Genomic DNA, 17,909 nt, shown 5'->3' on the forward strand with positions numbered 1-17,909 from the left:
CCCGCACCACCCCACCTCCGGCCGGGACCGCCACGCGCGGCCCGGCCGGAGGTGTCTCGCCGGGAGATGTCGCTCAGCCCGGCCGCACGACCGCCTTGATGGCGTCGGGGTCGCGGCGGGCCGCGAGCAGCGCGTCGACGGCGCCGTCGAGGTCGTGGTGCGAGGTCACCATGTCGTCGAGGCGCACGGCGCCGGACGCGGCGAGCGCGATCGCCGCCGGGTAGACGTGGGCGTACCGGAACACGCCCTTGAGCACGAGCTCGCGGGACTGGACGACGTCGAGGGGCAGCGTGACCTGCGCGCCCGTGCCGACGAGCACGACGGTCGCGGCCGGGGCCGTCGCGGCGACCGCGAGGTCCACCGCGGGCTGCACCCCGCTGCACTCGAGCACCACGTCGACCGGCGGCACGTCCTCCGCGGTCTGCACGGACGGGTCGAGCACGGCGTCGGCCCCGAAGTCGCGCGCGACCGCCCGCCGGCGCTCCACGGGGTCGGACACCGTCACGTGCTCGGCGCCGCGGGCCCGCGCCACCTGCAGGCACAGCAGACCCACGGGGCCACCGCCGGTGACGAGCACCCGCGTCCCCGGCCCGACGTCGGCCTTGCCCGCCGCGTGCACGGCGACGGCCAGCGGCTCGATCATCGCGGCGGCGTCGTCGGAGAGCGCGTCGGGCACCGGGTGCGCCCGGTTGGCGGGTACCACGACGTACTGCGCGAACGAGCCGTCCACCGGGGGCGTCGCGAAGAAGGAGATGTGCGGGCAGAGGTGGTAGCGCCCACGGACGCACTGCTCGCAGCGGCCGCAGTTGCGCTGCGGCTCGACGGCCACCCGCGTGCCGACGACCGGCTCCTCGACGCCGTCGCCGACGGCGCTGACGACACCCGACGTCTCGTGACCCAGCACCAGCGGGGCGTGCATGACGAACCCGCCGATGCGCCCGTGGTCGTAGTAGTGCACGTCGGAGCCGCACACGCTCACGGCGCGGACGGCGACCTGCACCTCGCCCGGGCCGGGCGTCGGCACCGGGCGGGTCTCGACGGTGATGTGCTCGGGTTCCTGGAGCACGGCCACGCGCTGCTCGTCGCTCATGTGACCCTCTTACACGGCCGTCGGGGCTCAGTCGACGGAGGCGCGGACCTTCCGGGCCGGCGTGAAGATCCGGAGGTCGAGCAGACCCGGCGGCTCGGCCACCCCGGGGCCGCCGGCCTCGACCCACGCGACGACCTCCGCCTCGGTCTCGTCGTCGAGCACGCCGAAGAGCCACACCGGGCGGGCGCCGGCGGCGCGGCCGGCCTTGGACGGCGACACCACGACGACGTTGGAGTAGGCGCAGGCGTCGAGGCAGTCGCTGACCCGGACCCGCCCGGGGGCGCCGCGGAAGCGCTCGAGCTGGGCGCGGTGATCGACGCCGGGGTGCTTGCGCGAGGTGCCGCAACAGCAGTCGCGGCACACGGTCAGGGTCGGTCCGGCGTTCATCGAGCGGGAACGCTAGCCGGTGGGACGCTCAGCGCCAGGTCGATGTGAGGCACGCCAGACGCCCACCCGCGGTGCCGGCCTGGCCCGGGGCGGTCGCCGTCATCTCCTTCTCGTGCACGACGACCGAGGCCGGCGCCCGCTCGGGGAGCGCGAACGGCACGGTGGTCGTCGCCGTCCCGGCGCCGTCGCCGTCGGTGCGCAGGTCCAGCCAGACCTCGTTCTGCGGGTTGGCGTAGGCGGGGTCGGACGACGGGGCCTGCGGGGTCGCGGCCGGGTCGACACGGTTCTGGAAGTGCGGGCCGGCGTCGGTGCCGGCCGTCCCGCACGGGCGGACGTGCGCGTGCACGGCGTAGCCGCGGTCCGGGAGCATCCCGGTGACGCGGAAGGTCGCCGTCGTCGACCCGTCGCCGGGCACGACCTCGAGGGCGACCTGCGCCCCCTCGGGCGCGGTGGCCGGCGCGTAGGTCATCGCGGGCCCGCCCTGGGCCGGCGTGGCGAGGACGCCCTCGGTGACCAGCGGGCCCGCGGCGTCCGCGGAGCCGGAGCAGGCGGCGACGAGGGCGGCTCCACCGACGAGCGCGGCGAGGCGGGCGAGACGGGCGATCGGGCGCGGCACGGGACGATCCTGGCACGCTGCGTGTCCGCGCTCTCACTCGGAGTGTCCGGTCGCGTCGCGTCGACCCCTCCGGCGCACGCCCGACGGCGGTTACCGTGGACCGACCGACCCGACGAAGGGGCGCGCCATGAGCACGACCGCCGTACCTCCGGCCGCGACACCGGCTCCCGTCGTCGGGGCGCTCCTGGCGGCGCTGCCCGCCGGCCGCGTGCTCGACGACCCCGACGTGCTGGCGAGCTACGCCCACGACGACGCGGAGTGGGCGCCGCACGCCGTGCCGGCGGCGGTGGCGCGCCCGCGCACCTCCGAGGAGGCCCAGGCCGTCGTCCGCGCCTGCCTGGAGCACCGCGCACCGCTGGTGCCGCGCGGCGCGGGCACCGGCCTCTCGGGCGGGGCGAACGCGAGCGAGGGCGCCGTGGTGCTCTCCACCGAGCACATGACCGACATCGTGGAGATCGACGGCTCCGAGCGCCTCGCGGTCGTGCAGCCCGGTGTCGTCAACGACGACCTCCGCGCCGCCTGCGCCGAGCGCGGGCTCTGGTACCCGCCGGACCCCGCCAGCTCGCCCTGGTCGACGATCGGCGGCAACGTCGCCACGAACGCCGGCGGGGTGTGCTGCGTCAAGTACGGCGTCACCCGCGACTACGTGCTCGGCATGCAGATCGTCAACGGGCTCGGCGAGCTGGTGCGCCTGGGCCGGCGCACCGCCAAGGGCGTCGCGGGGCTCGACCTCGCCGGGCTGATGGTCGGGTCCGAGGGCACGCTCGGGGTGATCACCGAGGTCACCGTGAAGCTGCGTCCCGCCCGCGCGCCCGAGCACACCGTCGCGGGGTACTTCGACTCCGTCGTCGACGCCGGCCGCGCGGTCGCCGCGATCACCGCGGCCGGGCTCACGCCCTCGGCGCTCGAGCTGGTCGACCGCACGTGCCTCGAGGCCGTCGACGCCTGGAAGAACATGGGGCTGGCGGCCGAGGCCGACGTCGTGCTGCTCGGGCGTTCCGACGCCCCCGGCGCGGCGGGCGACGCCGAGGCGGCGGAGATGCTGGCGCACTTCGAGGCGGCGGGCGCGACGTTCGCCGCTCAGGCCGCCGACGCCGAGGAGGCCGACGCGCTCTTCGCCGCCCGCCGGCTGGCGTACCCGGCGCTCGAGCGCCTCGGCCCCGTGCTCACCGAGGACGTCTGCGTACCCCGGGCCGCGGTGCCCGAGATGCTCGGGCGCATCCAGGACATCGGGCGGCGCTACGAGACGACGATCGCGAACCTCGCCCACGCCGGCGACGGCAACCTGCACCCGCTGCTGATCACCCCGGTCGGCGACGAGCCGGCCCGCCGGCGCGCCCAGGCCGCGTTCGAGGAGATCCTCGCCGACGCGCTGTCGCTCGGGGGCACGGTGACCGGCGAGCACGGCGTCGGGCTGCTCAAGCGCGAGGGGCTCCAGCGCGAACAGAGCCCCGAGGTGCTGGCGATGCAGCGCGCGGTCAAGGCCGCCCTCGATCCCCACGGCATCCTCAACCCCGGCAAGGTCCTCTGAGCTCGGGGTGAGCCCGCACGGCGTGTCGCGCTCGCGACGATGTGGCGATCCTCGCCCTATCGGCGTGCTGTGTCGGACCGTCAGCGTGGGCGCAGGGCTGGCATGTCAGGAACCGGGCGCGCTGCTCGTCGTGGTCGTGGTGGTGGCCGACGCCCCGGCCTCGGACGCCCCGGCCTCTGACGCCCCCGCCGGCGAGGGCGTCTCCGCGCCGCGGCAGGGCTCGCCCCAGACGCCGCGCTCGGCCACGCGGGCGCGGTCCTGGGCCGCGCGGACCGGGGCCATGGCCTCCGGCCGGGCGTCGGCGGCGTAGGCACGGGCGATGCCCGCCTCGGAGGCGAGCACCGCGTAGTCGGCGCCGCCGACGAGGGCCACGGCCGCGAGCCGGCGGTCGAAGCGGTCGGTCGCGGGTCCCGGCCCGGCGCCCAGGATCACCGCGCGGCCGTCGAGCACCTGAGCCGCGAAGGCCCTCGCCTGCGCGCCGTAGCAGGCGCCGGGGGGCTGCACGCCCAGGGCGCGCACCCGCACGACCGGCCCGCCGTCGGGCAGGCGCGCGTCGAAGGTGACCGCGTCGACCACGGTCTGCACGACCACCCGCTCGCCCACCGGCGCGGCCGCCGGGCCGCTCAGCACGGCGGCCGGATCGGGTGCCGGCACGGCGGCCACCTCGGGCCCGCGCAGGGTCACCAGGGTGAACACGGCGGCCGAGGCGCACACGGCGACGGCGACCCCGAGGACGAAGCGCGCGAGCGCGGCACGGGACACTGGGTCATAGTGACTGGTCGTGATCGGTAATCGACGTTCGGTCACTGGGGGTGGCGGTCACCCGATCAGGTCGCGACCACCGGCAGCCGCCGCGTCCCGAGCACACGACCCGTGTACGGGCGTTGCTCCCCCTCGCCCACGGACAGCCCAGCCCACCGGGACGTCATCTCCTCGAGCGCCACGCGCGCCTCGAGTCGGGCCAACGGGGCGCCGAGGCAGAAGTGGATGCCGTGCCCGAACGCGAGCTGTGAGCCGCCGCCGATGCCGGTGCGCGTCGGGTCGAAGCGCTCGGGGTCGGGGTGGGCGTCGGGGTCGTGGTTCGCCGAGAGCAGCCAGGGCATGACGATCGAGCGCGCCGGCATCGTCGTCCCCGCGATCTCGACGTCGCGGGTCGTCGCGCGGGCGGTCATCGGGAAGGGCGGGCGCAGCCGGAGCACCTCCTCGACGACGGCCGGGATCGTCGAGGGCTCGGCGCGCAGGCCCGCCCAGGTGCCCGGGTTCTCGTCGATCACCCGGACCGCGTTGCCGAGCAGCAGCGTCGTGGTGATGTGCCCGGCGAGCAGCAGGAGCATCGAGAAGTTGGCGGCCTCCTCGTCGTCGAGGCGCCGCCCGTCGACCTCGGCGGTGACCAGCGCGGAGATGAGGTCGTCGGTGGGGTCCGCGCGCCGGGCCCGGCACCAGTCGCCGAGGTAGGAGGTGATCTCGCCCATCGCGTCGCGGACCTTCGGGTCGACGACGGCCTCCTTCGGGTCGTCGACCTGCATGGAGAACAGGCCCTCGGCCCAGCCGCGGAAGCGCGCACGGTCCGAGGCGGGCAGCCCGAGCATCTCGGCGATCACCGTGACCGGCAGCGGGAACGCCAGGGTGTCGACGAGGTCGAACTCCCGGTCGACCCCGTCCAGCATCGAGCGCGTCAGCTCCCGGATCCGCGGCTCCAGGGCCGCGACGCGACGGGGCGTGAACGCGGCGCTGACCAGGTGCCGCAGGGCCTTGTGCTCCGGCGGGTCGAGCCGCGTCAGCATCCCCTTGCTCATCGCCTCGGAGCCCGGCATGACCGCCGAGAAGTCGGAGCTGAAGGTGGCGACGTCGCGCAGGACGACCTCGACGTCCGCGTGCCGGAAGACGTGGCGCAGGCCGTAGCGGTCGCCCCAGACGGGGGCGTCGGCACGGTGTGCGGCGAGCCAGTCGAGCAGGACGGGCAGGTCGGCGGTGTCGGGAGGCAGGTCGAGATCGGTGTGCGTGGTCATGGCTCCTCCGGGAGGGCCGCGGTGAGGTGGTGGATGGTGCGCTCGTAGAGCGCGGCGAGCTCGGGCGCGGCCGCGGCGAGCGCGGCCGGGTCGGGCTCGCCCGGCGGGGTGAAGCCCGCGCGGACGAGGGTGGCCAGGGCGTCGGCCCGGGCCGCGAGACCCATCCCGTCGGTGGGCACGAGGTCGTCGAGGAAGAAGCCGAGCACCGCGGCGCGCAGCCGGTAGGTCAGGTCCGGCGTCGTCGCGGGGTCGTCGGCGAGCAGGCCGTGGCGGTGGAGCATCGCGAAGTGCTCGGCGGCGAACTCCGTCTTGTCGGTGACGACCTCCAGGCCCGCCTTGGTGTCCGTCACGACCGCGCCCAGGATCTCGACGTCACCGGTGTGCAGCGCCCGGCTCAGGGGCCGGCGGTGCACGGCGAGGAACGTCGAGCGCAGGGTCGCGTCGAGGGCGGCCTCGCGCGGATCGGCGTGCAGTGCGGCCAGCAGGTCGCGCGTCGTGCCGATCGAGTCGCGGACGAGGACCCCCGCGAACAGGTCGAGCTTGCTCGCGAAGTGCAGGTACACGGTGCCCTTGCCGACGCCGGCGCGACGGGCGACGTCCTCGATCGTCACCCGGCGGTAGCCGTGGGCGAGCAGCAGCTCCCCCGCCGCGTCCAGCATCCGTGCCACCCGGCTCACGCGGGGAACCTCCTCGTGACTCGTGACCAGATTTCGTATCCGGTCACGAGTCACGGTAGACCGGTGCGGGGCGCAGCGACAGACCGTGCGTCGTGATCGTCGAGGCGGCAAGCTCTGCGGTCATGACGAGGACGGTGCGGTTCTCCGAGCTCGGCGACCCCGAGGTGCTGCGGATCGAGGAGGAACCCGACCCGACTCCGGGGCCCGGCGAGGTGGCCGTCGACGTCGCCGCGATCGGCCTCAACCGGGCCGAGTCGATGTTCCGGCGCGGCGAGTACATCGAGGCCACCACGCTCCCGGCCCGCCTCGGCTACGAGTGCTCGGGCACCGTCGCGGCGCTGGGCGAGGGCGTCACGCGCTGGTCGGTCGGCGACCGGATCAGCGTCGTCCCGGCGTTCTCGATGAACGACTACGGCGTCTACGCCGACCGCGCCGTCGTCCCCGCCCGCGCGCTCGTACCGCTGCCGGAGGCGACGAGCTGGGTCGACGGCGCCGCGGTGTGGATGCCGTTCCTCGTCGGGTACGGCGGGCTGGTCGAGTCGGGCGGGCTCCGGGCCGGCGACCACGTCCTGATCACCGCCGCCACGTCGAGCGTGGGGCTCGCGGCGATCGCGGTGGCGAACCGCGTCGGCGCGGTCCCGATCGCCACCAGCCGGTCGAGCTCCAAGGCGCCGCAGCTGCGCGACGCCGGCGCTGCGCACGTCGTCGCCACCGGCGAGGAGGACCTCGTCGAGCGCGTCCATGAGATCACCGACGGCCGGGGCTGCGAGCACGTCTTCGACGCCGTCGCCGGTCCCGCCGTCGCCGACCTGGCCCGGACGACCGCGGCGGGCGGCATCCTCACGATCCACGGCCTGCTCTCGGGGCAGCCGACGCCGTTCCCGGCCGAGACGCTGCCCGATCTGTGGATGCGGACCTATACGTTGTTCGCGATGACCCACGATCCCGAGCGGCTCCGCCGCGCCGGCGCCTTCGTCGGCGCCGGTCTGCGTGACGGCTCCTTCTCCCCGCAGGTGGACCGCGTGTTCGACGGGCTCGACCAGGTGGTCGACGCGCACCGTCACCTCGAGTCCAACACCCAGGTCGGCAAGATCGTGCTGCGCCCGGGCGGTGCGTCGTGAGCGCCGAGGAGGTCCCCGACGTCGTCGTGCGCTGGTTCCGCGACCACATCGACGAGATCGAGGGCGCGCTCGACTTCACCCGCATCGCCGGCGGGCGCTCCAACCTGACCTACCGCGTCACCGACGAGGCCGGGCACGCCTGGGCGCTGCGGCGCCCGCCGCTGGGCGGGGTGCTGGAGACGGCCCACGACATGGGCCGGGAGTGGCGGTTCCTCTCCGCGCTCAACCCGACGAACGTGCCCGTCCCGACGCCGCGCGCGTTCTGCGACGACCACGACGTCTGGGGCGCCGACCTCTACGTCATGGACTTCGCGCCCGGGAAGGTCCTCAACGACACGGAGTCCGGCGAGAAGGTGCCGCAGGACGCGCGCGCGGTCGTCGGAACCTCGACGATCGACGTCCTCGCCGCCCTGCACGCGGTGGAGCCCGGCGAGGTGGGTCTCGACGACCTCGCCCGGCCCGGCAACTTCGTCGCGCGCCAGCTCAAGCGCTGGCACCGCCAGGCCCACTCGTCGGCGATGGAGGACCTCTCCGCCCTCGACGCGGCCCACGACGCCCTCGCCGCGCGCGTCCCCGAGGGCGCGGTCGGGATCGTCCACGGCGACTACCGACCCGGCAACATCGCCTACTCCCCCGAGGGGCAGGCCGTGGCCGTCTTCGACTGGGAGCTGGCGACGATCGGCGACCCGCTCTGCGACCTCGGGCACCTGCTCGTGTCGTGGAGCGAGCCGGGCGACACGGTGCCCGAGGCCCTGCCGAGCCCGACCCCGGCCGGCGGCTACCCCACCCGCGGCGAGCTCATCGAGCGCTACACCGCGGCGACGGGCACCGCGGACGTCGACATCGCCTACTACCTGGCCTTCGCGCGCTGGCGGGCCGCGTGCATCCACGCCGGCGTCTGGACCCGCTACCGCGCGGGCGACATGGGCGCCGACGCCGACCCGGACGAGGTCACGGGCCCCGAGGCGATCATCGTGCAGGCCGAGACCGCGCTGGCGGAGCTGGACGGCTGACCCCCACGTGAGCGAAGTTCTCGGCTATAGCCGCGAATTTCGCTCACGGGTGGGCGCGCGTCACAGGGTGGGGCCGGTCACGGAACGGGATCGCGCGGCCACGTTCGGGCACCACACTCATGGGCGGTCCCGCGCTCAGCGTCGACGCGACGGGGTCGTTCCCCGAGATCGCCGACGTGCCCGGAGTCCCCGATGATCACTGGCGAGTGCCACTACTGCGAGTCCGTGCGGGTCTGGAAGCTCTACCCGATCCGCCACGAGGACGGCTGCCCCACCGGCGGACGCCCGCCGCAGCGCCTGAGCCCCGACGAGTCCCTGCTCTTCGGGCACCCCGACCTGGCCGAGCTCGACCTCACGGTCAGCGCCTGGTACCCCGAGCTCGCGTCGGCGCTCTGAGCGCGTCGTCGGGTAGGCCTGGACCAGACCCGCCGGCAGGCCGGCGGCCCCCGCCGGCGCGTGACCGGTGAGCTCCCCGGTCCACGGGACACGCGGAGAGCCAGGTTCCGTCCGACGGCGCTCCGACAGCGCCCGGCGCCGGAGCTCGTCGCCGAGCCCGTCGCACACCGAGGCAGCACCCTCCGTCACCGGTACCGCTGCGCGTCCGGATGATACCGGACATCCGAGGGTTTTCCCCGATGCAGAGAGCAACCGAAGCCCCCTACCGTCCGTCGGCGACGGCCCCGATGTGGGCCGTTCGGGGGTTGGGGGCATCGATGGGGGACGACGATCAGGCGGTCCAGCGCCGGGCGGCGGCGGTTCCGCACCCGCGCCCTGCCGCCGGCGAGGCGGCTGACCACACCTCCGCGCCGCCCGGCACGCGTCGCGGGTGGGTCCGGGCACTCGGGCAGGTCTCGGGGCTGCTGCTCGCCCTGCGCGAGGCGGAGACCGACGGTGCGACCCCGCCCGACCCCCTCGCGGGCGGCCTGGCGCTGCGGGCGTGGAGCGCGCTCACCCGGCCGGTCCTCCGCGACCCCGACCGCATCACGATCACCCATGGGCGGCCCGAGGAGCTCGCCCTCGTGGCGCGCACGGCCCGCGTCCTCGCGACGTCGCTGTGCCGTTGGCGGGTGATCGGCGTGGCCGACCTCGTCACGACGGTCCTGCGCGAGGAGGCGGCCGTCCACGAACGCGAGCCGGAGTGGCTCGTCGCGCAGGTCGCCCGCGTCCACGGCGTCCTGTCGGCGCCGGACGCCGTCTCGGCCGGGGTCGTGTGGCACGCCCTCGACGACGACCCCGAGGAGACCCCGTGGACTACCTGACGATGCGTGGCCTGTTCTTCGCCCCGCCCGACCGCCCCCGTCCCGCCGACCCGCCGGCCGGCCGCGACCCGTCGCCGGCCCGCGCTCTGCGGGACGCGATGGAGCCGCTGGCGTGCCTGTCGATCTGGTCGCCCGAGGCCGCCGAGGGGTACGCCCGGCTGGGCCTCGAGGACTACTTCGCGGCCTACGTCCGCGAGCGCACCGCGCCGCTCGGGACGCCGCCGACCGCCGTCGCGGTGGAGGCGCTCGGAGTCTTCGCACCGGACCTCGTCGGGCCCGAGTACGAGGCGGGCGTCGCCGCGGTGCCGCTCGCCGACCTCGTCCGGGTGCGCATCGACGCCCCGGGCGCCACGCTGCGCCGCCTGCTCGGGGACGTCGACGCCGAGGCCGCGTCCGTGGTCGAGGGGCTGCGCCGGGGCATCGACGCTGCCGACCGCACCGCCCGTCCCCTGTTCACCGGCCTGACGACCGAGCCGTGGCCTGCCGACCCGCTCGCCGCCGTCGTCCACGCGTGTCACGTCCTGCGCGAGCACCGCGGCGACTCCCACCTCGCCGTCTGCGCGGTGGACGGGCTCGACGCGGTGCAGATGAACGTGCTCACCGAGCTCTGGTGCGGCTATCCGCTCGGCGCCTACACGGCGTCGCGCGGGTGGAGCCCGGCGCAGATCGACGCCGCGGTCGCCGGGCTGGGTCGCCGCGGGCTGCTCGAGGGCCAGGAGCTCAGCGCGGCCGGTCTGCGACACCGCGCGGACCTCGAGGGGCGGACCGACGCGATGCAGCAGTCCGTGGTCGACGCGATCGGCCCCGACCTGCCGGGGATCACCAAGCAGCTCGACGACTGGTCGGACGCCCTCGTCGCCCTCGACGCGGCGCCGTCCGACCCTGCGAAGCGGCTCGCCGGTTGAGCGTCAGCTCTCCGGCTCGGGCTCCGGCCCGTCGATCGGCTCCTCGTGGTCGGAACCCTGCACCGCGCCCGGGACGTCGCCACCCGGCTCGACCCTGGGCCGGTGATCGGGCTCGCCCCGGGTCGGCGGCTGGTCGGCCGTCGCGAGCGGGTCGGTCCGGTCGCTGCGGTCGCCGGCCATCTAGAGCGCCGCCTGCAGGGCGCGGCCCTCGCCGACACGCTCGGCGGCCAGCTCGCGCAGCCGGTAGCGCTGGACCTTGCCGGTCGCGGTGCGCGGGACCTCGTCGATGGCGATGACGTGGCGGGGGCGCTTGAACGACGCGAGGCCCTCGCGGCACCAGGCCACGAGCGCCTCGGGGTCGACGGTGTGGCCCTCGCCCGGGACGACGCAGGCCACGGGGACGTCGAGGCCGTCGTCGTCCGACACCGCGACCACCACGACCTCGGCAACGCTCGGGTGCGCGACCAGGCGCTCCTCGACCTCGGCCGGCGTGACCCAGATGCCGCCGACCTTGAGCACGTCGTCGGTGCGCCCGAGGCAGGTGTAGGTGCCGTCGGCGTTGCGGATGTAGGTGTCGCCGGTGCGCAGCCACTCCCCCTCGAACACGAGGCGGTTGGTGGCGGTGCGGCACCAGTAACCGGTGCAGATCGAGTCGCCGCGCACGTAGAGCGTCCCGGTCTCGCCGTCGGGGACGGGCCGGCCGTCGGTGCCGCGGATCTCGACGTCGTAGCCGGGGACGGGCACGCCCGAGGTCCCGGGCACGACCTCGCCGGGCCGGTTCGACAGGTAGATGTGCAGCGCCTCGGTGGACCCGATGCCGTCGAGCACCTCGACGCCGAACACCGAGCGCATCCCGTTCACCATCCGGGCGGGCAGCGCCTCCCCCGCGGACGCGCCCCGGCGCACGGTGGCGAAGGCCACGGCGTCGATCTGCCCGGACTCGGCGGCGGCCAGCAGTGGGCCGTAGGAGCTCGGGGTGCCGAAGAACATCGTCACCCGGTGGCGGGCGGCGAGCTCGGCGAGCAGCGCCGGGGTGGGCCGCGACGGCTCGAGCACCGCGGCCGCGCCCACCGACAGCGGGAAGAACATCGAGTTCCCGATGCCGTAGGCGAAGAACAGCTTGGCCACCGACAGGCAGAGGTCGTCGGGGCGGATGCCGAGGACCTGCTGGCCGTAGGTCTCGCACACCGTGCGGATGTCGGCGTGGCGGTGCATCGCGGCCTTGGGCTTGCCGGTGGTGCCCGACGTGTAGAGCCACAGCGCCTGGGACTCGTCCCACGTGTCGTACGCCGGCGGGGTGCCGCCCAGCGCGTCGCCGGCGGCGAGCATCTCGGCCCACGTGCGCGCGCCCACCTCGGGGCCGAAGCCGGACGGGTCGTCGCCGGTGACGACGACCTCGCCGACGTCGCCGCCCTTCTCGCGCGCCGCGAGCACCGCGGCGCGGGTGACGTCGGCGAACGTCTGCGAGCAGAGAACGAGCCGGCTGCGCGAGTCGGCCACGAGCACCGAGAGCTCGGGGCCGCGCAGCATCGTCGACACCGGCACGGCCACCGCGCCGAGCCGCATCGTCGCGAGGATGCCGGTGAACAGCTCGACCTCGTCGACCATGCACATGACGACCCGCTGCTCGGGCTGGACGCCCAGCGCCGCGAGCCCCGCCGCCACGCGCCCGACCTCGGCGTCCAGCTCGGCGTAGGTCAGCGTGCGCGAGGGCGCCCGCACCGCCACCCGGTCGCCCTCACCGGCCGCCAGCCGACGACCGACGAGGTAGTCCGTGGCGTTGAACGACTCCGACATGGGCGCCAGCTCCGTGGTGGTCGGCGTGACGGGTGGTGACGGCGAGGATGTGGCTTTCCTGGCACTGAGTGCAAGCGTGGACGCAGGGCTTGCACTCAACGTCAGAAATGCCGCATCGTCGCCCTGAGCTCCGGTGACGCTCAGTTGAAGTGCACGTACTCGAAGTCCATCGGCTTGTCGTTGATCCCGTTGGACGGCGGGGCGATCCAGCCGGCGATCTTCCCCGGCTCGAGGACGGGGTGCATGAGCCCGCGCACGTGGGTCTTGTCCACGTCGGTGGGCAGCCACTTCGACTCCTGGGCCTTCCAGTCCTCCGCCGAGATCATCTTGCCCTCGGGGGTGATGTGGCTGCCGGCGAACGCGCCCACCTGCCGGTTGAAGCCGACGTGCGGCAGGGACAGGCGCGCGTCGATCCCGTGCTTCTCGAGGATGCGGTTCCAGCGCTTGAGCCCGCCGCGGCAGTCGCTCATGTACTCGCTGCGCAGGTCCTGGTTCAGGGCCAGCAGCGCCGGCACCTCGGTGGTGGTGATCTGCCCGTCGCGCACGGCGTCCACGGCGCCGGCGTCGTCGGTGAGCAGGTGGTCGTCCTTGCGGCGCTCCTCCTGCCAGCGGCCCTTGATGCCGGCGGTGAAGTAGTTCGCGGCGTTGGTGGAGGACTCGTTGCCGAAGAGGTCCAGCGAGACCGTGTAGTGGAAGTTGATGTACTTCTGGATCATGTCCAGCGGGATGCCGCCGGCCCCGGCGACCTCCTCGGAGTCGTGCTCGTTCATCAGCTGCGCGGTGCGGGTGACGACGCGGTCGATGCCGGTGGTGCCCACGAACATGTGGTGGGCCTCCTCCTTGAGCATGAACTCGCAGGTGCGCGAGAGCGGGTCGAAGCCCGACTCCTTCAGCGTCCCGAGCTGGTACTTGCCGTCCCGGTCGGTGAAGTACGTGAACATGAAGAACGACAGCCAGTCCGGGGTCTCCTCGTTGAAGGCCCCGAGGATGCGCGGTGAGTCGTCCGAGCCGGAGTTGCGGGCCAGCAGCTGGTCGGCCTCCTCGCGCCCGGCCCGGCCGAAGTAGGCGTGCAGCAGGTAGACCATCGCCCAGAGGTGACGGCCCTCCTCGACGTTGACCTGGAACAGGTTGCGCATGTCGTAGAGCGACGGCGCGGTGGCCCCGAGGAAGCGCTGCTGCTCGACCGACGCGGGCTCGGTGTCGCCCTGGATGACGATCAGGCGCTGCAGGTCGGCGCGGTACTCCCCGGGCACCTCCTGCCAGACCGGCTCGCCCTTGTGCTCCCCGAAGGCGATCTTGCGGTCCGGGTCGTGCTCGGAGAGGAAGACACCCCAGCGGTACTCGTTCATCGGGACGTGGTCGAAGTGCGCCCAGCCCTCGCGCCCGACGTCGACCGCCGTGCGCAGGTAGACGTCCTTGGTGTCGACGGCCGGGCCCATGTCGCCCCACCAGTCGAGGAAGTTCGGCTGCCAGCGCTCGAGGGCGCGCTGGAGCTTGCGGTCGGACGCGAGGTCGACGTTGTTCGGGATCTTGGCGTCGAAATCGATCTTCGGGCGTGCAGAGGTCATGGTGTGGTCACACTCGCTTCTGGTCGAAGTCGGCCTTGCGTCCCGTGCCGTAGCGGCGCAGCGCGCCCTCCGGTCCCGAGGCGTTGGGGCGGAGGAAGATCCAGTTCTGCCAGGCGGTCAGGCGGCCGAAGATCCGTGTCTCCATCGTCTCCGGGCCGACGAAACGGTGGTTCGCCTCCATGCCGGTGAGGGCGTCCGGGCTCAGGGAGGCGCGCTCCTCGAGGAGGATGCGGATCTCGTCCTCGTAGTCGATGTCGTCGGGGGCGTCGGTGACCAGGCCGGCCTCCTCGGCCTGCGCGCCGGTGAAGCGCGAGCCGGCCTCGAGCGCCGCGAGCGTCTCGTCGTCGCCGTAGAAGCGGGACTGCAGGCGGGTCAGGCCGTTGCCCATCGGGAACGTGCCGAAGTTCGAGGCGGTGAGGACGAGCTGGGCCGGGTCCTGCTCCTCGTCGTGGTCCTCGAACGTGCCCTCGAGCATGTACTGCCGGTCGCACGCGAGGGCGAGCTCGAGCAGGGCGCCCGCGAAGCAGCTGCCGGGCTCGATCAGCGCGATCAGCGTGCGGCTCGTGACGTCGAGACGCTTGAGCGTGCGCTTGAAGTAGTGGCGGATCTCGTTGACGAGCCAGTCGGACGCGGAGTGCTCGGCGATGACCCGCTCGAACGCGAGCGCGCCCTCGATCGAGCCCTGGGTCTTGACCAGCCAGGTGCCGATCTCGAGCTCGTTGGTGCGCAGCCGCAGGATCAGGTCGTCGAGCTCGCGGGTCATCGCCAGCGGCCAGAAGTCGGCGCCGAGGGCGTGGATGCGCTCGAGCGACTCGGGCACGGCGTGGGGCTCGGGGCCGAGCACCGTGATCGTCGCGGTCCGCGCGCCGCGGTCGATGTCGCAGCGCACGTTGGGGTAGCGGATGGAAGCCGAAGAATCAGACTCAGCGGTGACCTCGCGGGCCAACGGCGGCAGGCTGATCCCGTGACCATCGACGGGGCGGTGCGACCCCGCCGCGGCCTCCGCCGCGCGCTCGCGCACCGTCGCGTCCCACTGCTTGCGCGACACCGTCTCGTCGACGAGCCTCCAGTCGACGGCCTTCTGTCCCTGGAAGCCCTCGGACTTGGTGGCGAAGATGTCGGCGCGGTCCTTGCGGACGTGGCGCTTGTCGGTGACGCGGGTGAGGCCGCCGGTGCCGGGCAGCACGCCGAGCAGCGGCACCTCGGGCAGCGCGACGGCGCTCGACCGGTCGTTGACCAGCAGGATCGTCTCGCACGCGAGGGCCATCTCGTAGCCGCCGCCCGCCGCGGTGCCGTTGAGCGCGGCCACCCAGGTCTGGCCCGAGTTGGCGCTCATGTCCTCGATGCCGTTGCGGGTCTCGTTGGTGAACTTGCAGAAGTTCACCTTCCAGGAGTGGCTCGACTGGGCCAGCATCCGGATGTTCGCCCCGGCGCAGAAGTTGGACTCCTTGCCGCTGGTGAGCACCACGCTGCGCACCTCGGGGTGGGAGAAGCGCAGCCGCTGGGTGAGGTCGTAGAGCTCGATGTCGACACCGAGGTCGTACGAGTTGAGCTTGAGCTCGTAGCCGGGCACCAGCCCGCCGTCCTCGGCGACGTCGAGGTAGACCCAGGCGGTCTCACCCTCGACCTCGTACCGCCAGTGGCGGTAGCGCGTGGGGTCGGTGTCGAAGTCGACCTGCGGCGGGGCGTCGGCACCGGCAGCCTGCGGGGCGGCCGGAGCGTCCTCGAGAACGGTCACGGTGGTGGTCCTCCCTTGTCGTGCGGACCACACTCTACGAGAATTCGACGCCAGTGCATAGAGCTGTAGAACGTTGGAGGACCGGATGACGTGGCAGTGGATCGCCGAGCAGGAACCTCGTTGGGACCAGGGCAAGGCCGCGGCGCTGGGCGACCTGCCGCCGACGCTCTTCGGGCTCGGCTACCCCGAGGTGGGCCAGCACCTCGGTGACACGTGGTGGCGCGTGGAGGACGACGCCGGCGCGGCCCTCGGCTACGGGCGCCTCGACGACACCTGGGGCGATGCCGAGATCCTGATCGTGGCCGCACCCGGGGCGCGTGGCACCGGGGTCGGGACGTTCGTCCTGGAGAACCTCGAGCGCGAGGCCGCGTCCCGGCAGCTCAACTACGTCTACAACGTCGTCCCCACCCGCCACCCCGACGGCGAGACCGTGCGGGAGTGGCTCGGTGCGCACGGGTTCACGGCCACCGAGGTCGGCGAGCTGCGCAAGAAGGTCGCGTCGGGGGCGGCGCCGCGCGGGGCGTGACCCCTCAGCCGACGAGCGTCGGCAGCTGACGGCGGACGCCGGCGCGCAGGCCGTCGAGGGCGTCCGACGATCCGGTGAGGTGGCGCAGCAGCGCCTGGTGGAACAGGCCGTCGACGGTGGCGTAGGCGAACGACGGGTCGCACGAGGGCGTCCGGCCGACCAGCCCGGCGTACGCCTCGACCGTCCGCCAGATCATCCGCTCGAGGCTGCCGTCGATCTCCGCGACATCGGCGCGGAACGACTCCTCGAACAGCGCCTGGGTGCGCAGGTCGTACCAGAGCCGGTGCATCAGCGTGTCCTGCGCCAGCGTCCCCGCGAGCGCGTCCGCGACCCCGGCGAGCAGCACCTCGGGGTCGTCGACCGTCGCCACGATGCCGTCGTAGCGCTCCACGCAGTGGGCCTTGTACTGCCGCACGCAGTAGGTGATCAGGTCGACCTTGTCGCGGAAGTAGTAGTGCAGCACCCCGTGCGAGAAGCCGGAGTCCTTCGCGATCTCCCGCAGGCTCGTGCGGGCGTAGCCGAGCTCGGACAGCGTCAGCAACGCCGCGTCGGCGAGCTGGCGACGACGCTCGGAGAACTTGTCCACCTGCCGCCGCGCGATGCGGTCGGCCGTCGCGGTCGAACCCGTCGCGGTCGAACCCGTCGCGGTCGAACCCGTCGCGGTCGACCCGCTCGCGGTCGTGCTGGTGTCGTTCGTGCTGGTCACGGGCGGATCCCTCGTCGGCGCCGGAGCACCTCAGCGTAGCTCCTGACCCGCGTTGGACACCCGTCCGAGGATTTCTTGACGATCGTCCAAAGCCCTCCCTACGTTGTGACCTGCGTCGCACCAGCAGAGCACGTGGATCTGGCGGCCGACAACACGGCCGGCGGGAAGGACAGCGGATGAGCGAGCAACTCGCCGGCCGGAGAGTGCTGATCACGGGCGGCGCCCGCGGGCTCGGCGCCGGGATGGCGACGGCGATGGCGGCCGCCGGTGCCTCGGTGATGCTCGCGGACGTGCTCAAGGACGTCGGTGAGCAGACCGCCGCCGAGATCCCGGGCGCGCGCTTCGTCGAGCTCGACGTCACCGACGACGCGCAGTGGGAAGCGGCCGTCGCGCACACCGTCACCGCGCTCGGCGGGCTCGACGTCGTGGTCAACAACGCCGGCGTCGAGGTCACCTCGCTGATCGTCGACACCGAGCCCGACGACGTCCGTCGCATGCTCGAGATCAACCTCCTGGGCACGATGCTCGGGCTCAAGCACGCCTTCCGCGCCATGCGCCCCGGCGGCGCCGCCGGGCACGGCGGGTCGGTCATCAACATCTCGTCGGTGGCCGCGACCATCGCCTTCCCGGCGATCGGGGGCTACTCGGCCACCAAGTCCGGCGTCGACCGACTCACCCGCGTCGCCGCGATGGAGTCGGGCAAGCTCGGCTACGGCGTGCGCGTCAACTGCCTCTACCCCGGCCTGGTGCCCACCGACATGGGCGTGAAGCTCGCGGTCGAGACCTCCGCGATCGGCCTGTTCGAGAGCCCCGACGCCGCCGTCGGCGCGGTCGTCGAGCTCACCCCGTCCGGGCGCCTCGCCGAGGTGTCCGACATCGCCGACGCCGCGGTCTTCCTCGCCTCGGACGCGTCCCGGTTCGTCAACGGCGTCGGCCTGCCGGTCGACGGCGGGATGGGTATGTAGT

Annotated in this window: 19 protein-coding genes; 8 read left to right on the forward strand and 11 right to left on the reverse strand. The window is 73.7% G+C overall.

The window, feature by feature from the left end; all coding sequences use genetic code 11:
* Nucleotides 1–73 precede the first annotated feature (73 nt).
* From PH191_RS16070 to PH191_RS16080, 3 genes are read right to left on the reverse strand one after another with little or no spacing between them, the layout of a single operon-like run.
* Entirely contained in the window at nucleotides 74–1,090 is a 1,017-nt protein-coding gene (locus PH191_RS16070) for an NAD(P)-dependent alcohol dehydrogenase (RefSeq protein WP_274195627.1), read from the reverse strand.
* Nucleotides 1,091–1,117: 27 nt separating this feature from the next.
* Entirely contained in the window at nucleotides 1,118–1,477 is a 360-nt protein-coding gene (locus PH191_RS16075; protein WP_274195628.1) for a hypothetical protein, read from the reverse strand.
* 28 nt (nucleotides 1,478–1,505) lie between these two features.
* Complete coding sequence (locus tag PH191_RS16080) at nucleotides 1,506–2,093, reverse strand: superoxide dismutase family protein (protein ID WP_274195629.1); 588 nt, start codon at nucleotides 2,091–2,093, stop codon at nucleotides 1,506–1,508.
* Between the two features lie 127 nt (nucleotides 2,094–2,220).
* On the opposite strand from PH191_RS16080, the gene PH191_RS16085 reads away from it, so the two are divergent.
* Nucleotides 2,221–3,624, forward strand: a complete 1,404-nt coding sequence (locus PH191_RS16085; protein ID WP_274195630.1) for an FAD-binding oxidoreductase — start codon at nucleotides 2,221–2,223, stop codon at nucleotides 3,622–3,624.
* A 105-nt stretch (nucleotides 3,625–3,729) separates the two neighbouring features.
* On the opposite strand, the gene PH191_RS16090 is transcribed toward PH191_RS16085, so the two are convergent.
* The 3 genes from PH191_RS16090 to PH191_RS16100 all read right to left on the reverse strand — a co-directional run bounded on the left by PH191_RS16090 (nucleotide 3,730) and on the right by PH191_RS16100 (nucleotide 6,310).
* Nucleotides 3,730–4,386, reverse strand: a complete 657-nt coding sequence (locus tag PH191_RS16090; RefSeq protein ID WP_274195631.1) for a thermonuclease family protein — start codon at nucleotides 4,384–4,386, stop codon at nucleotides 3,730–3,732.
* Nucleotides 4,387–4,451: 65 nt separating this feature from the next.
* Nucleotides 4,452–5,633 carry a cytochrome P450 gene (locus PH191_RS16095; RefSeq protein WP_274195632.1) on the reverse strand — a complete coding sequence of 394 codons (1,182 nt, stop codon included), beginning with the start codon at nucleotides 5,631–5,633 and terminating at the stop codon, nucleotides 4,452–4,454.
* Nucleotides 5,630–6,310 (reverse strand): TetR/AcrR family transcriptional regulator, encoded by a 681-nt coding sequence (locus tag PH191_RS16100; RefSeq protein ID WP_274195633.1) that lies wholly within the window; start codon nucleotides 6,308–6,310, stop codon nucleotides 5,630–5,632. The genes PH191_RS16095 and PH191_RS16100 overlap by 4 nt, the downstream gene beginning before the upstream one ends.
* A 122-nt stretch (nucleotides 6,311–6,432) precedes the next feature.
* Here PH191_RS16100 and PH191_RS16105 point away from each other — a divergent pair, with 122 nt between their 5' ends.
* The 5 genes from PH191_RS16105 (at nucleotide 6,433) to PH191_RS16125 (ending at nucleotide 10,608) form a co-directional block, all read left to right on the forward strand.
* The gene (locus PH191_RS16105; protein WP_274195634.1) at nucleotides 6,433–7,431 is read left to right on the forward strand and encodes a zinc-dependent alcohol dehydrogenase family protein; all 999 of its coding nucleotides are present in this window, start codon (nucleotides 6,433–6,435) and stop codon (nucleotides 7,429–7,431) included.
* Entirely contained in the window at nucleotides 7,428–8,444 is a 1,017-nt protein-coding gene (locus tag PH191_RS16110; RefSeq protein ID WP_274195635.1) for a phosphotransferase family protein, read from the forward strand. The genes PH191_RS16105 and PH191_RS16110 overlap by 4 nt, the downstream gene beginning before the upstream one ends.
* Nucleotides 8,445–8,636: 192 nt before the next feature.
* Nucleotides 8,637–8,840 (forward strand): hypothetical protein, encoded by a 204-nt coding sequence (locus PH191_RS16115; protein WP_274195636.1) that lies wholly within the window; start codon nucleotides 8,637–8,639, stop codon nucleotides 8,838–8,840.
* Between the two features lie 317 nt (nucleotides 8,841–9,157).
* Nucleotides 9,158–9,703 (forward strand): hypothetical protein, encoded by a 546-nt coding sequence (locus tag PH191_RS16120; protein WP_274195637.1) that lies wholly within the window; start codon nucleotides 9,158–9,160, stop codon nucleotides 9,701–9,703.
* Nucleotides 9,691–10,608 carry an SCO6745 family protein gene (locus PH191_RS16125; RefSeq protein WP_274195638.1) on the forward strand — a complete coding sequence of 306 codons (918 nt, stop codon included), beginning with the start codon at nucleotides 9,691–9,693 and terminating at the stop codon, nucleotides 10,606–10,608. The genes PH191_RS16120 and PH191_RS16125 overlap by 13 nt, the downstream gene beginning before the upstream one ends.
* Before the next feature lie 3 nt (nucleotides 10,609–10,611).
* Here the strand turns inward: PH191_RS16125 and PH191_RS16130 are convergent, their stop codons facing one another.
* The 4 genes from PH191_RS16130 to boxC all read right to left on the reverse strand — a co-directional run bounded on the left by PH191_RS16130 (nucleotide 10,612) and on the right by boxC (nucleotide 15,711).
* A complete protein-coding gene (locus PH191_RS16130; RefSeq protein ID WP_274195639.1) occupies nucleotides 10,612–10,788 on the reverse strand; it encodes a hypothetical protein in 177 nt (58 codons plus the stop codon).
* Nucleotides 10,789–12,405, reverse strand: coding sequence for a benzoate-CoA ligase family protein (locus PH191_RS16135; RefSeq protein WP_274195640.1), 1,617 nt, complete (start codon nucleotides 12,403–12,405; stop codon nucleotides 10,789–10,791).
* A gap of 140 nt (nucleotides 12,406–12,545) precedes the next feature.
* Nucleotides 12,546–13,973, reverse strand: coding sequence for a benzoyl-CoA 2,3-epoxidase subunit BoxB (gene boxB / locus PH191_RS16140; RefSeq protein ID WP_274195641.1), 1,428 nt, complete (start codon nucleotides 13,971–13,973; stop codon nucleotides 12,546–12,548).
* A gap of 7 nt (nucleotides 13,974–13,980) precedes the next feature.
* Complete coding sequence (gene boxC, locus PH191_RS16145) at nucleotides 13,981–15,711, reverse strand: 2,3-epoxybenzoyl-CoA dihydrolase (RefSeq protein ID WP_274195642.1); 1,731 nt, start codon at nucleotides 15,709–15,711, stop codon at nucleotides 13,981–13,983.
* Between the two features lie 85 nt (nucleotides 15,712–15,796).
* Here boxC and PH191_RS16150 point away from each other — a divergent pair, with 85 nt between their 5' ends.
* Nucleotides 15,797–16,237, forward strand: a complete 441-nt coding sequence (locus tag PH191_RS16150) for a GNAT family N-acetyltransferase (RefSeq protein WP_274195643.1) — start codon at nucleotides 15,797–15,799, stop codon at nucleotides 16,235–16,237.
* A 4-nt stretch (nucleotides 16,238–16,241) separates the two neighbouring features.
* Here PH191_RS16150 and PH191_RS16155 read toward each other — a convergent pair whose 3' ends face one another.
* Nucleotides 16,242–16,838 (reverse strand): TetR/AcrR family transcriptional regulator, encoded by a 597-nt coding sequence (locus PH191_RS16155; RefSeq protein ID WP_274195839.1) that lies wholly within the window; start codon nucleotides 16,836–16,838, stop codon nucleotides 16,242–16,244.
* 281 nt (nucleotides 16,839–17,119) lie between these two features.
* Here PH191_RS16155 and PH191_RS16160 point away from each other — a divergent pair, with 281 nt between their 5' ends.
* Nucleotides 17,120–17,908, forward strand: a complete 789-nt coding sequence (locus tag PH191_RS16160; protein WP_274195644.1) for an SDR family NAD(P)-dependent oxidoreductase — start codon at nucleotides 17,120–17,122, stop codon at nucleotides 17,906–17,908.
* Nucleotide 17,909 lies beyond the last annotated feature (1 nt).

The sequence above is a fragment of the Actinomycetospora callitridis genome, assembly GCF_028737265.1.
Classification (GTDB): domain Bacteria; phylum Actinomycetota; class Actinomycetes; order Mycobacteriales; family Pseudonocardiaceae; genus Actinomycetospora; species Actinomycetospora callitridis.